Genomic DNA, 14437 nt, shown 5'->3' on the forward strand with positions numbered 1-14437 from the left:
TTACAATTCTGTATCTCGGAGGTGTGAGATTGCTCAAACCCTATGAACTTAAGACTTTAATTCCTATCGATAAAACACTGCATAATCAGACGCCTCTGTTTGATGCACTGAAATTATATGAAGAACAGGATGTCATCAGTTTTGACGTGCCTGGCCATAAGCGGGGACTTGATAATGACACTGACCTTCATTACTATAGCCGCTCAACGTTGCGTCATGACGTCAACTCTATGCCGCAGCTGGATAACTATGATAACCCGAAAGGTGTCATCAAAGAAGCGCAGGCGTTAATGGCTGACTTCTATCTTGCTGACCAGGCCCACTTCCTTGTGAACGGTACAACTGAAGGCATTCAGGCCATGATTTTTTCTGTCTGTAAGCCGGGTGACAAGCTCATTCTGCCGCGCAATGTCCATAAATCTGTACTGAACGCGATGGCGCTGGCTGATGTCACACCGATCTATGTCCTGCCCGAATTTGATACAGAGTTCGGTATCGCTCATAACTTAAGTGTCAGAGCGGTGGAACAAACTATCGCAGCTCATCCTGATGCCCGGGCCGTCTTCATTATGAATCCGACTTACTTCGGTGCGGTCAGCGACTTGAAAGCCATCGTCGAGCTTGCTCACGCCCATGATATGCCGGTGCTCGTCGACGAAGCGCATGGTGCACATTTCAGATGCTCACCTGAACTGCCTATCTCCAGTATGGAGGCAGGTGCTGACCTCGCTGCCACGAGTCTGCATAAGACAGGCGGCTCGTTCACTCAGTCGAGTGTGCTGCTCGTCAAAGGCCACCGCGTGGATCAGCATAAGGTCAAGAGTGTCATCAATATGCTGACGTCTACTTCTGCTTCTTACTTGCTGATGTCATCGCTCGATATCGCTCGTAAACATCTGGCACTGCACGGCCGGGAACGCATTCAGGCATTGATGCCACATGTGCATCAATTCAAGGAAGCCGTCACTGCCATTCCAGGTTTCCATATGCTGGATGGACATGAGTTCAACAGACTTTATGATCAGGACCTGGACGAGACAAAACTGACAATCTATGTCGATTCAACCATCAATCTGTCAGGTTTTGAGATCTATAAACTTCTGCGTAGTGATTACCATATTCAGATGGAACTCGCTGAACCCAACGTCGTCATGGGCATTGTGACAGCAGCAGATAATGCCTATGTCCTTGAACGCCTGCGCGATGCACTCATGGATATCAGCCGTAAGCACCATGACGCCACGCGTGAAGTCCACGCGCCGGTACTGAAACAGCTCTCCATTCCGGAGCAGGCGATGGGACTGCGTGAAGTCCTGTACGGCGAGAAACATCCCGTCTCCATTGAAGAAGCACTGGGTGAAATCTGTGCTGAATCTCTTATGATTTATCCACCGGGTATCCCTATCTTGATGGCCGGTGAACGCATTTCGCAGGAAGTCATTGATTACTGGCAGTTCATCAATAACCAGCCGATCATCAAGATTGGCACTGAAAATTCAAATCAAGTTTATATTATGAATAGAAAAGAGGACAATTAACCATGAAATTAACAACTTTAGGCAGACACGTTTTAATCGAATACTATAACTGTGATAAAGATATCTTAAAAGACCACGATAAAATTGAAGAGATCATGAACGAGGCGGCACGTGTATCAGGTGCCACTATCGTTGAAAGCTGCTTCCACACTTTCAATCCTTACGGTGTATCAGGTGCTGTTATCATCTCTGAATCTCATTTAACCATCCATACATGGCCGGAATATGGCTATGCATCTGTTGACGTCTTTACATGTGGTGATACAGTAGACCCATGGAGAGCTGAAGATTACCTGGAGAAAGCATTAAAAGCTGAACTGTCTGATTCATATGAAATCGGCCGCGGTATGGCTGATAAAATCCACAAATATTCTAAAGGTGAAATCGTAGTCGAATCATTCAAACCTGTCGAAGTCGACGTAAAATAAGGAGGACTTTCCATGTTAGATCTTTGGTATACAGAAAATCATACAGATAACGTTCGTTTCTCAATCAAGACAAATAAACACATCCACTCTGAGCAGTCTGATTTTCAGCAGATCGACTTCTTTGAATCTGAAGAATTCGGGACGTTCTTCACATTAGACGGCTTGATGATGGTCAACGAGAAAGATGAATTCGTCTATCACGATATGATTACACATGTAGCGATGGCAACAAATCCTAACATCAAGAAAGTATTGGTCATCGGTGGCGGTGACGGGGGTACAGTCCGTGAACTGACACGCTACAAGTCAATCGAACAGATCGACATGGTCGAAATTGACGAGCGCGTCGTCCGTCTGTCACAGGAATATCTGCCTATTACAGCAGGCAAATTGGAAGACCCTCGTGTGACGCTGTTATTCGAAGACGGCCTTGCTTATGTCAAAAATAAAGAAGAAGGTTATTATGACCTTATTCTAGTCGACTCTACAGATCCGATCGGTCCTGGTGAAGGGCTCTTCTCGCATGACTTCTACAACAACTGTTTCCGTGTTCTGACCGACGAAGGTATTCTGATCAACCAGCATGAGTCACCGTACTATCCAAGTTATGCCCATGAAATGAAACGGGCACATTCTAAGATCAAAGGTCTTTTCCCGATTACACGTGTCTACCAGTTCCATATGCCGACGTACCCGTCAGGTCACTGGCTCTTCGGTTTCGCGTCTAAAAAATTCGACCCATTAAAAGATGCCGATTTAGATGCATGGAACAAACTAGGCCTAAAAACAAAATACTACAATACAGATATCCATACAGGTGCGTTCGCCCTGCCGACATTCGTCAAGGAGATGCTGAATGATGCAGCCGAATAAGCATGTCTATATGGCCTGTGAGGCAACCTTTGAAGACGCATCCACTGTCATCTACGGTGCGCCTTTTGACGGAACAGTCTCGAACCGTCCCGGTACACGTTTTGCGGCAGATGCCATCCGCTCAGAGTCATACGGACTTGAAACCTACAGTCCTTACCTTGATAAAGACCTGGAAGACGTCCGCATCATGGATTCGGGAGATGTGGATATTACCATCGGCAACAAAGTGAAGGTGCTGGATGAACTGGAAGATACAGCCCGCGAAATCTTAGCGGCCGGCAAGCTGCCTTTCATGATCGGTGGCGAGCATCTGGTGACGCTCGGTCCCTTCCGTGCCGTTCACGAAAAATATCCTGATGTTGTTCTTATCCAGCTTGATGCTCATACAGATTTACGCGATGACTATATGGGCGAGCCTTTAAGTCACGCGACAGTCGTCCGTCGTATTCATGACATCACAGGTGACGGCCGTATCTTCCAATATGGTATCCGCTCAGGCACTAAAGAAGAATTCGACTGGAGTAATGAACATACGACACTTGAAAAATTCTCTATCGATACTTTGAAAGACCTGCCGGGCATCCTGAAAGATACGCCTGTCTATGTCACGATTGATCTTGATTGCCTCGATCCTTCTATCTTCCCTGGCACTGGCACACCGGAACCAGGCGGCCTGACCTACAAGGAACTGGAACCTGCTTTCAAAATATTTGAGCAGCTGAACGTTGTTGCAGCTGACATCGTGGAACTGTCGCCACCTTACGATGCATCAGGTGTATCAAATGCAGTGGCAGCTAAAGTCGCGCGCGAACTTATGCTGGCCATCACAAAATAGATGAAAGTCCTCATACATATTGATGTATGAGGACCTTTTTTATTGCGGCACAGCGTTATGAGCGATATTTGCTGTTTATCGCTCATAACTCTAGAAATTCCGCTCTTTTACTGGCATTATGAGCGATATTTGTCGTTTATCGCTCATAACTCTAGAAGTGCCGCTCTTTTACTGACGTTATGAGCGATATTTGTCGTTTATCGCTCATAACTTTAGAAGTTCTGCTCTTTTACTGACGTTATGAGCGATATTTGCCGTTTATCGCTCATAACTCTAGAAATTCCGCTCTTTTACTGACGTTATGAGCGATATTTGCTGTTTATCGCTCATAACTCTAGAAGCTCTGCTCTTTTACTGGCATTATGAGCGATATTTGCCGTTTATCGCTCCTAACTCTAGAAGTTCCGCTCTTTTACTGGCATTATGAGCGATATTCATCGTTTATCGCTCATAACTCTAGAAATTCCGCTCTTTTACTGGCATTATGAGCGATATTTGCCGTTTATCGCTCATAACTCTTGCTATCACATCGCATTCTTCGAGTGAAAAATGTTAGAAAAATCCAACTATTTCATCTTCAATATAGGTATAATAGAGTTATTCTACAGAACTACGAGGATTCAGCTATGAAATTTTCACAATTCCCCTCCAATGTCAAACTCAGAATTATCTGTGGTTTCTTTGATCATGCAGCCAGTATGAGTGTCATGCCCTTTATGGTCCTCTATATTGCTGATGAACTGGGTAAAGTGACATCCGGTATCCTTTTGAGTGTCAACGTCATATTCAGTCTCATCTGCAATTTGTGCGGCGGTTATTTCGCTGATCGTTTCAGCCGTAAAGGACAGCTCGTTGCCGGTCAGCTCTTATTTGCCGTGATTATGATATTGATGACTCTCTTTATTCATCCCGCCATCAATATGCCCTGGATCGTGTCACTTCTCTTTATATTCACTGCCGTCAGCGGGGCTATGATATTTCCCGCCCTGGAGGCATTGATCATTGATTCTACAACCGAAGAGATGAGAAAGTCTGTCTATGTGATGTCTTACTGGACCAACAATCTTGCGACTGCTATCGGCACAGCTATCGGCGGTCTGTTCTACAAGGACCACCGGGTTCTGCTCTTTATGTTCATCGTGCTCATCATGCTGGTCAATACGGCTATCTTCCAGCGTTATCTTATCGATCCGACCGTCCATAAAGCACGTAAGGTCGTTGAAGCTCATTGGCTACGTGATTTACTGAGCAGTTATAAGGTCGCGCTGAAAGACACACGTTTTGTCGTCTTTACGTCAGCGATGATCTTTGTTTTTTCAGCTGAGTTCGCATTGACCAATTATATCGGGGTGCGACTCCATAATGTCTTTAAGCCCATTGACCTGTTCGGTGTCCATGTTGACGGGGTACGTATGATGAGTATCCTGCTGATTGAGAATACACTGCTTGTCGTCACCATCACTTTCCTGATTGCCAAGCTGACAGAACATCGCAATCAGGTCTATGTCCTCTTGATGGGCACTTTTCTTTACACTGCAGGTTATGGTCTTGCTCATCATCTGACGACCTGGTATTTACTGATGCTTGTCATCTTCCTCGCAACAGTCGGTGAGCTGATGCAGACACCGATTATTTCAGTCTTCCAGGCGAAGCTGATGCCAGAGGATAAACGGGCAAGCTATATCGCATTCAGTTCTCTCGGTTACAGTGGGGCCGGCCTTGTTGCGAGTTCCGGGCTGATCATCGGCGTCGTGTTAAACAGCATAATGATGTCACTCTATGTCATCATTATGGGTCTTATCGGTATGCTGCTCTTCTATCTCGCTGTTCATACTCGCATCTTCAAACAACCGATACCCGAATAAAATGGAGGTCTTGTCATGTTATCCGTTCAGTATCCTATTATTCAGGCACCTATGGCAGGTGGTATTATTCCGCCTGACTTTGTCGCTACCGTATCAAATGCCGGCTGTCTCGGCTCAATCGCAGCAGGAAATCTTCCACTTTCAAAACTGACAGAACAGATCAAGACAGTTCAGTCCATGACCCCTCACCCTTTTCAGGTCAATCTGTTTGCAAATGACCGTCCGCCTGTACCAGATGTGACAGCGGTCAACCAGACGCTCAATCACATCAGAGAAATCCTTCATATTCCACCTATTCATCGTTACGATTTTACACCTGAAGCATCTTTGAAAGATTATGTTGAGCTCTGCATCAATTTAAAGGTGCCTATCGTCAGTTTTACATTCGGCTGTCCAGATTCTGCTCTGGTAAATAAACTGCATCAAGCAGATATCACCGTTATCGGTACTATCTCTACAGTTGAAGAAGCGCTGATCATGGAGCAGGCGGGTGTCGATCTCATCGTGGCTCAAGGGTATGAGGCGGGAGGACATAAAGGCGGATTCACCGAAGCGCCATCTATCGGCCTCATGGCGCTTGTGCCGCAGGTTGTGGACGCTGTATCCCTACCCGTTATCGCAGCAGGTGGTATCAGCGATCGGCGCGGCATCCAAGCGGCTCTCGCACTCGGCGCCTCATATGTGCAGATCGGCACCCGATTCCTGAACACGGTTGAAAGCACAGCGCATCCCCTTCATAAAAAGGCGATTGCTGAAGCGACTGAAACTGACGCGCTTTACACTCAGTCATTTACCGGCAGAACGGCCCGGGGCATTCAGAATGAAATGATGACTCAGCTTGCACATAGAGACCTTCCACCCTATGCCTATATGAATATAATGACGCAGGATATCAGAGCAGCTGCCAAGAAGCAGCAAGAGGTTGGTTATATGAGCAACTGGGCCGGTCAAAATATCAGAGCATCGAAAACTCTGCCTTTAGACCTTGTGCTAACCGAACTAACCGCCGCTTTTCACTAAGAAAGCGGCGGTTTTTTTATGCGGTATCATGAAAAATCATAAATATGGTTGCAATATCGAACATATGTTCGTATAATGAAGCTACATCAGCGAAAGAAGTGATGTTATGGAGCATCCAGTCTATGGTGAGCTGGATTATCGTCAAGTTGAGCCGAGCCAGCTGAATCCGCACATCCCAAAAGGGCGAGGCATGATTAAATGGGCGCCATTTGCGACGATGCCTGAGCAGTTCCAAATTGTCAGACAGCATATAGAGAATCAGAACAAGATCGACCGGCCTGAACTATCAGAAGATCGTCTCGAGGAGCTGGACATTGCACTGCGAGAAGCGAAACGGCAGCAGTGCCCTGTTCTGATTCAGTTCTATCATGAGGGCTACATCAATGATCTCGTAATGACTATCGAGAGAATTGATAGGTGGGCTCTACATATCATCGGAATCAATCAAGCAGATCAGCAGATGTGCTTCATTTCATTCATGGATGTCATCAATATCACCCTTGAAACTATCTGAATTCTTCAGATAGTTTTTTTGTAAATTTAATTAAGCTTATTTTTTACATCAACCTATTAATCATGTCCTAAATGTAAATACATGGATTTCAACTTTTTAATAATGGCCCTATTTCCACTGATTTGTAACAGCTATGTAGAGATTCTATAGAAACAGTAATACGGTAGATTCGATGCCGGTGACCTGTCACAATAAAAAGAAAACGAAGGAGATGACTCATGATACACTTCGGTATGCTATTCATGACTGCTCTGGCCACCGCCCCTACCCCTGCCCCTCTTATTAACCCGGTCGACTCTGACTCTCATTACTCACTCACTGTAATTGTCGATGATCAGATAGAAACAGGGTCTGACGGACAGCTGCTGCAAGAAGAGGAGGACGATAAACACTTCACTTTGCCAGAAGAGGAGACAGTCGAGTCTGACATACCTGATGAGTCACTTGAGCAGCCAGCTGAAACACTCATTCAAGTCATCAATCAGTATAATGAACCCTTGTCTTCACAACCTCTGCTGTTAGACGGCGAAGAAGTGATGACAGATGAAGAAGGCTGCTTGCTTCTTCACCTGGCCCCTGGCGACCACAAACTCTCTCGTGTCAAAGCCCGGGCAACGTTTCAGCCTGATGAACAAAATGATGTCGTGATACAAGAAGGGTCAGAGGTTGACTCAGCAACAGGCAGTTCTGAGGAAGTGTCTGTACAGCAGCGGGCTCCGGAAAGAATATCAGCTGCTCTTGTCATCCAGAAACCTACCGAGAAACCGAAGATACCAGAAACACCGAAAATACCGAAAACACCGAAGAAACCTGCCATTCATCGTCATTCAGACCTGTCATCTCATGACCCTGTGACCCAGCAACAGACATTGAAGCAGCCCCCTAAGAAAACTATCAATCAGAAGACTAACCCCCCTCAACACATGCCGGTGCCACAAAAAGCAGTGAAAGTCCCCGCTAAAAAAGAAAAGACAGTCAAAGCAGCTCAGACACTCAAACCGTCACATCCGAAAACACCCTACGAAACAACACATCAAGCAATCAGAAAAACGTCTAGCAGGAAGGTAAACGGCGCACCACAACTAACTGTCTCAGCACCTCGAGTCGACCCTCGTCCGCAAGTAAGCACAGAGGAGATAATACCTCTAAAAGTCAGCCGGCCTCAGAAGAAAAAATCAGTACAACTGCCTCAGACAGGAGAACATGACTTTACAAAATGGCTCAGTTCTATTCTTGCTGTCAGTGGTATCAGTATGCTCCTGATCACGCGCCGCTCATCCAGACCATAAAAAAAACTTGCCCGCAGGCAAGTTTTTATGGGTTTTGCGCTTCAATTTGTGCAACGATATCCTTTGTACGACGCTCGATATCTTCAAAATCTGCTTTAAAACGAGTGAATAAGAAAGCAGCTCCACCTGTTACAACAATCGCTAGTAAAAATACGATAAAGAATAAAGCTTTAAAAAATCCCTTCATGTGTTTCACCTCTATCATCATAATGATTTTATTTTACCATATTAATTTCCCGTTATAAAATATTTAAAACAACCTATGGTATAATACTCTAAAGTCTTGATAGAGAAGGAATGACTCATTTGTCACATGTACAACTCCTCGCTGCCTGGCAGCATCAGAATCTCGAAGAAATCAAAACCCTTATTGAACCTGACATAGCGGTAGAATTTGTCTACCCTGATGGGCATGTGATGTATGGCGATTATAACAATATGATCCAGGTGTTTGAAGAACGTTTTTCAACGGTACAGGATTGGAATTTTGAGGTTATCTATAAAGCGGACCGGCAGGAAGATACGCTTGTCATCATGAAGATCACACGAGAAGATGATGATTTCAATCGCCTTAGTGCGCCTTCATTATGCTTACTTACATTTCATGCAGTAGGCAATACCCATAAACTGAAACGTGCTCATTTTGAACTGGGAATCACCGGCTCATAACATATGATCATCAGTGCGCTTATCTAAAGGATAAGCGCTTTTTTTATGTGCATTTGTCCGCTTTTATATTTATATACATATTTTTTATATTTTTTATTAATATTTTTATTGTATTTTTATAATTTTCTGATTATAATCAATTTAAGCTTCACAAATACTTCAAATTAAGGGGACATCAAAATGAAAAAATTTATTGCACCTGCAGTTCTTTCATCCGTAATGCTCGCTTCACTAGTACCTGGCCATGTCGCAGAAGCAAAGTCAGATGCGTCAAAATCCCTTGCTCAGCTGGAAAAAGTGCACGATAAGCAAGATGCTAAAAAAGCACTGAAAAATCTTCCAGGCTCGAAAGAAGTGAAAAAGAACTATAAACAATATGAAGTGGTCAGTGCCGAAACAGATAACCTCGGCTTCACGCATTACACATTGAAGCCAAAAGTGAATGGCAAAGCTGCACTTCATTCAGAAGTCAAAGTTCACGTCAATCAAGAGGGACAGATTGTCTTTGTCAATGGTGATCTGGACCAGAAAGCACTTGCGCCGACGAACTCGCAGAAGATTTCAAGTGAAACTGCCGTTGATAAGGCATTCGAAGCGGCTGGCGTGAAGGAATCAGAAGTCAAGAATATGGACCGTAAAGTGGTGAAAAAAGCGGAACTTGCGATTAACGCAGAATCCAATAAATACGTCTACGATGTCCAGCTTATCTATATTACGCCAGAACCTGCGAACTGGCATGTGCAAATCGATGCTGAGACAGGAGCTGTCATCCAAAAGAAAAACTTGCTTGAAGAGGTCGCAACAACCGGCTATGGTTATGGCAACAAAGGAGATTATAAATCACTTAATCTAGTGTCAGACAGCGGCAAATATTACCTTGTTGACCAGACGCATACAGGCAACATCGAGACATATGATGCTCATAATACTGAAACTAACTTCACATTGATGTCCGACACCGATAATGCTTTCACCAGCACAACACAACGTGCAGGGGTTGACGCCCACTATTATGCGGATCAAGTCTATGACTATTACCTGAACACACATAACCGCAACTCTTACGACGGAAAAGGCGCGCCGCTCTATTCAGTCGCCCACTTCGGCCGCAATTACAACAATGCATTCTGGAATGGTGAAGCAATGTTCTACGGTGATGGCGATGGCCGCACCTTCTCTCCGCTATCAGGCGCAAATGATGTCATTGCACATGAACTGACACACGCTGTGACAGAACATACAGCTGGACTTGTCTATCAATATCAACCAGGTGCACTCAATGAATCATTCTCTGATGTATTCGGCTATTTCGTAGACCCTGACTTCCTGATGGGTGAAGATGTGTACACACCAGGCGTAGCGGGCGATGCCCTGCGCAGCATGTCTAATCCTGAACAGTACAACCAGCCTGCTCATATGAATCAATATCGCAATCTGCCGAATACAAAAGACGGTGATTACGGCGGCGTTCATATCAATAGTGGTATCCCGAACAAAGCGTTCTATAATACGGTAACCGTCATCGGTAAAGCAAAAGCTGAGAAAATCTATTACCGTGCCCTCACTTATTACCTGACACCTAACGCTTCATTCTCCGATGCACGTGCTGCACTCATCCGTTCCGCTCAGGATTTATATGGCTCCACTGAAGCGAACACTATCGCAAATGCATGGTCAAGTGTCGGCGTTTATTAACATAAAAAAGAAGGACTTCTTACATCAGGAAGCCCTTCTTTTTTATGTGTATTATGATACAAAAATTTGATTTTAATCCTTCAGAAAACCTATTGCATTTTAACTATTTTGCTGTATAGTTATGCTATATTAAAGCGTTAAATGGAGGATAAACACTTGAAAAAACTGACACCTGCCCTGCTTTCTGCCGGCATTATGGCAACACTTATCGCGCCTCATGCTTCTGCACAATCTATCAAACCACACACACAGGTTTCTCAAGATATAAAGAAAGTGCTGAAGGACCTGCCGGGCTATAAAGCAGTGAAAAAAAGCTATAACCAATACGTGATTGTATCAGCTGATAAAGACTCACTCGGCTTTACACACTATACGTTAAAACCTAAAGCAAATGGAAAATTTGCTATTAACTCAGAAGTCAAAGTTCACGTAGATGCTAATGGCAACGTCGTGATGGTCAACGGTGACTTAGACCAGTCTACACTCGCACCTACTAATACACAACAACTGACTCAAGTTCAGGCTATTCAGAAAGCTTATGCAGCAGTTGGCGTTTCACCTGAAGCAGTCAGCAATATGGGCCGTAAAGTCGTCAATAAAGTGGAGACTGTCATCAACCCGGACAAGAATAAAATCGTCTACAATATCCAGCTGATCTATCTTACACCGGAAGCTGCCAACTGGCTGATCCAGATTGATGCAGAGACCGGCGCCGTCATCAGCAAGCAGAACTTAATTAAAGACGTGGCTACAACAGGGACTGGAACTGGCGTCAGCGGGACCAGTAAAACTATCAATTTGAACTTTAACAGAGGCATCTATTCACTGACTGATTTCACGCATTCAGGTCTGATTGAAACATATGATGCAAAGAATACCACTTCCACTTATAGTCTGATGACAGACCGTGACAAATACTTCACTGCTCAGACACAGCGAGCAGGTGTGGATGCGCATTACAACGCTGATGTCGTTTACGATTATTATAAAGCACGTTTCAACCGCAACTCTTATGACAATGCCGGTTCACCGATTTATTCTATCGTTCATTTCGGTGTGAACTATAATAATGCATTCTGGAACGGACAAGTCATGGTCTATGGTGACGGCGATGGCTCTACTTTCAAAGCTTTATCAGGCGCAAATGATGTAGTGGCGCATGAACTGACACATGCCGTGACTGATAGCGCTGTTGGTTTTGCTTACGAGAATCAGTCAGGCGCGTTAAGCGAATCATTCTCTGATATCTTCGCCTATTTCGTTGACTCAGGTGATTTCCTGATCGGTGAAGATGTCTATACACCAAATGTGGCAGGAGATGGTTTAAGAAGTCTCTCTAACCCTACTCTTTATAACCAACCAGCCCATATGAATAACTACCGTTACCTGCCTAACACAGAAGCAGGTGATTACGGCGGTGTCCATTATAACAGCGGTATCCCGAATAAAGCATTCTACAATACGGTCACACAGCTTGGCAAAGTGAAATCAGAACAGATTTATTACCGTGCACTGACACAGTATTTAACATCAAATGCAACATTCAGCGATGCACGGGCAGCACTCATTCAGTCTGCAACAGACTTATATGGTACAGCAGATGCTCAAGTTGTAGGTAGTGCCTGGGATCAGATCGGCGTTTATTAATACAGAAAAAGGTGAGAGAACATAATCTCTCACCTTTTTATTATGCGACGACTTTGTCATCAATGCCTAAGTTCACTAATTGATCCAGTTTGGACGGGTCACAGAAGAACATTACTTTGCAGTCATACCAGTCTGCCATCACTTTGTCTATACGCGCGATATGCCACGGATTGAAGAAAGTCTGACCGGATTTATTGAAGCAGTACTCATCATCAATGACATAGCAGGCATGGACGACCACACCGTCCTTCTCAAAGACCAGAACACTGTCTTTCGTTGCACGGTCAAAACGCTGGAAATGATTTCTTTCAAGCATATCAAGGAACGTCTGACTATGCACCCACTCTGTCAATAAGGCCGGATCATCTACCACCCCGTACAGCGCTGTCGCGAAACAGTTGCCGCCGTGCTCCTCCGGAAAAACATGATGCAGCTGCTGGAAACGTTCAGGCAGACCACTGATATCCACCTCTTCAATCTTCTCATCATAAAAATGGATCAGTCTCTGCTGTGTGGCTGGTGCCAGACTACGCCAGAACTGCTGAGTAATCAGCAGATGGCCGAGGACGAGCCGGGAGCCTGTCCGGCGCTGCTCCTCATAAATCAGCTGCTGCAGCTCACTTGAAAGTGATTCATACCAGCCAGGACGCGCCACAATGACATAGTCATAATCGGCAATCTGCCAGGTGCGGTGGCAATTGCTGACATGAAAATTTTTATAAAGAATATGTCCTTTAAACTCATCCTTAGGACATACCACGGTCGTTTTTAAGTGTTCTGTTAAAAGTTCGTACGTTGAACTATCGATGAAAAAAAGATCCTTCTCCTGTTCAAACGTTCTCATTTTATCACTCCTCGGTACCCACCTTAGGATATATATATGCAAAAGTCAAGGGAAGACGGTTATTACACTTTTAATCTCTTTGGATTAATAAATCTTAAAATGAGAAGGGAGTCGACCTGCATGGGGATGACGCTTCCTCTATGTTAAAATAAATCTAATTCCAGTAAGGACGTGATTGAATGCAACAAGTGAAAAGTGTGATCACTGAGTTCAGAGGGAGTCATTATGATTTCGGGCTCGCGCAGGCTGAATGGCTGAAGTCGACACTGATGATGGAGAACCGTGAACGCGAATGGCGTCTGCGCCGTCCTCGCTTTGATATCGATCCTGTTGAAACGGAGAAGGTCTATCAGCAGTTTGCACCGAAGATCTGGGAGGAGCTGATGGGAATCCAGGATGGCCTTCAGCTCAGTCTTGAACAGGTGCTGCTCAATTTCGGTCACTACCGGGTCTATGCCAAGGAAAGCGGCTGTTCTGTTTTTACGTCAGATTCCTATCTGGTCCGTAACTATGATTATCACCCTGCGACTTATGATGGCCGTCTCACTTTCTTCCAGCCGAATGACGGCGGTCTGGCGACGATGGCTCCGGTCTCCCGTATCACCGGCCGCATGGATGGTATCAACGAGCTCGGCCTTACGATGGGTTATAATTTCATGCATCGTAAGAAGCCCGGGGACGGCTTTGTCTGCTATATGGTCGGCCGGCTGATTCTAGAGACCTGTGCGAATGTGCAGGATGTCGTCGATCTCCTGCATGAGCTCCCTCACCGTTCAAGCTTCTCCTATATCGTTCTCGACCCTTCCGGTACAACAAAAATCATCGAGATTACACCGCGGGATGTCGTTGTTCGTGACCATCACTACTGTACCAATCATTTTGAAGTCCTGACGCATGAGAATAGACGGGTCTTGACTGATTCCAAGATGCGCATGCAGGCGATGACGGAACAGGTGACAGATGCCCTGACTGCGGATCAGGCATTTCGAATCATGAATAACACGGAGGCAGGGATTTTCAGCGACAAATATGCCAGCTGGAGTGGCACGATTCATACCAGCTGCTATTTCCCCAAGGAATTGAAGGCTCTGTTTGCACTCGGCGGTAACCAGTCACCGGTCGAACTGGACTTCGGGAAATGGCTAGCTGGTCATGCGCTGGATATCCAGACAATTCATGGTCAAATCGACAGCACTATCACGTTTGCCAGCGAATAAATA

At 45.1% G+C, this 14437-nt stretch carries 14 protein-coding genes; 12 read left to right on the plus strand and 2 right to left on the minus strand.

What is annotated here, in order from left to right:
- Positions 1–29 precede the first annotated feature (29 nt).
- The 8 genes from QSV55_RS09570 to QSV55_RS09605 all read left to right on the plus strand — a co-directional run bounded on the left by QSV55_RS09570 (position 30) and on the right by QSV55_RS09605 (position 8362).
- A complete protein-coding gene (locus QSV55_RS09570; RefSeq protein ID WP_289650024.1) occupies positions 30–1538 on the plus strand; it encodes an aminotransferase class I/II-fold pyridoxal phosphate-dependent enzyme in 1509 nt (502 codons plus the stop codon).
- Between the two features lie 2 nt (positions 1539–1540).
- Positions 1541–1966: an adenosylmethionine decarboxylase gene (speD, locus tag QSV55_RS09575; RefSeq protein WP_133451848.1), complete on the plus strand. Its 426-nt coding sequence runs from the start codon at positions 1541–1543 to the stop codon at positions 1964–1966.
- Positions 1967–1978: 12 nt separating this feature from the next.
- Entirely contained in the window at positions 1979–2839 is an 861-nt protein-coding gene (gene speE, locus QSV55_RS09580; RefSeq protein ID WP_133451849.1) for a polyamine aminopropyltransferase, read from the plus strand.
- The gene (speB, locus tag QSV55_RS09585) at positions 2823–3674 is read left to right on the plus strand and encodes an agmatinase (protein ID WP_289650025.1); all 852 of its coding nucleotides are present in this window, start codon (positions 2823–2825) and stop codon (positions 3672–3674) included. Before speE ends, speB begins: the two co-directional genes overlap by 17 nt.
- Before the next feature lie 626 nt (positions 3675–4300).
- Positions 4301–5539: an MDR family MFS transporter gene (locus QSV55_RS09590; RefSeq protein WP_289650026.1), complete on the plus strand. Its 1239-nt coding sequence runs from the start codon at positions 4301–4303 to the stop codon at positions 5537–5539.
- A 15-nt stretch (positions 5540–5554) separates the two neighbouring features.
- Positions 5555–6559 (plus strand): NAD(P)H-dependent flavin oxidoreductase, encoded by a 1005-nt coding sequence (locus QSV55_RS09595; RefSeq protein ID WP_289650027.1) that lies wholly within the window; start codon positions 5555–5557, stop codon positions 6557–6559.
- 106 nt (positions 6560–6665) lie between these two features.
- The gene (locus tag QSV55_RS09600; protein WP_133451852.1) at positions 6666–7073 is read left to right on the plus strand and encodes a YolD-like family protein; all 408 of its coding nucleotides are present in this window, start codon (positions 6666–6668) and stop codon (positions 7071–7073) included.
- A 218-nt stretch (positions 7074–7291) separates the two neighbouring features.
- Positions 7292–8362, plus strand: a complete 1071-nt coding sequence (locus QSV55_RS09605) for an LPXTG cell wall anchor domain-containing protein (protein WP_289650028.1) — start codon at positions 7292–7294, stop codon at positions 8360–8362.
- Positions 8363–8387: 25 nt separating this feature from the next.
- Here QSV55_RS09605 and QSV55_RS09610 read toward each other — a convergent pair whose 3' ends face one another.
- Positions 8388–8549 (minus strand): hypothetical protein, encoded by a 162-nt coding sequence (locus QSV55_RS09610; protein ID WP_165983738.1) that lies wholly within the window; start codon positions 8547–8549, stop codon positions 8388–8390.
- A gap of 119 nt (positions 8550–8668) precedes the next feature.
- On the opposite strand from QSV55_RS09610, the gene QSV55_RS09615 reads away from it, so the two are divergent.
- From QSV55_RS09615 to QSV55_RS09625, 3 genes are all read left to right on the plus strand, one after another.
- Positions 8669–9031, plus strand: a complete 363-nt coding sequence (locus tag QSV55_RS09615; protein WP_289650029.1) for a hypothetical protein — start codon at positions 8669–8671, stop codon at positions 9029–9031.
- Between the two features lie 180 nt (positions 9032–9211).
- On the plus strand, positions 9212–10726 hold the full coding sequence (locus tag QSV55_RS09620) for a M4 family metallopeptidase (protein WP_289650030.1): 1515 nt from the start codon (positions 9212–9214) through the stop codon (positions 10724–10726).
- Between the two features lie 156 nt (positions 10727–10882).
- Positions 10883–12373 (plus strand): M4 family metallopeptidase, encoded by a 1491-nt coding sequence (locus tag QSV55_RS09625; RefSeq protein WP_289650031.1) that lies wholly within the window; start codon positions 10883–10885, stop codon positions 12371–12373.
- 40 nt (positions 12374–12413) lie between these two features.
- On the opposite strand, the gene QSV55_RS09630 is transcribed toward QSV55_RS09625, so the two are convergent.
- Complete coding sequence (locus tag QSV55_RS09630; protein ID WP_289650032.1) at positions 12414–13217, minus strand: hypothetical protein; 804 nt, start codon at positions 13215–13217, stop codon at positions 12414–12416.
- A 179-nt stretch (positions 13218–13396) separates the two neighbouring features.
- Between QSV55_RS09630 and QSV55_RS09635 the strand changes: the two genes are divergently transcribed.
- Positions 13397–14434 carry a C45 family autoproteolytic acyltransferase/hydolase gene (locus tag QSV55_RS09635; RefSeq protein WP_289650033.1) on the plus strand — a complete coding sequence of 346 codons (1038 nt, stop codon included), beginning with the start codon at positions 13397–13399 and terminating at the stop codon, positions 14432–14434.
- The last annotated feature ends 3 nt before the right edge of the window (positions 14435–14437 follow it).

The sequence above is a fragment of the Macrococcus bovicus genome (assembly GCF_030376725.1).
In the GTDB taxonomy this organism is placed as follows: Bacteria; Bacillota; Bacilli; order Staphylococcales; family Staphylococcaceae; genus Macrococcus; species Macrococcus bovicus.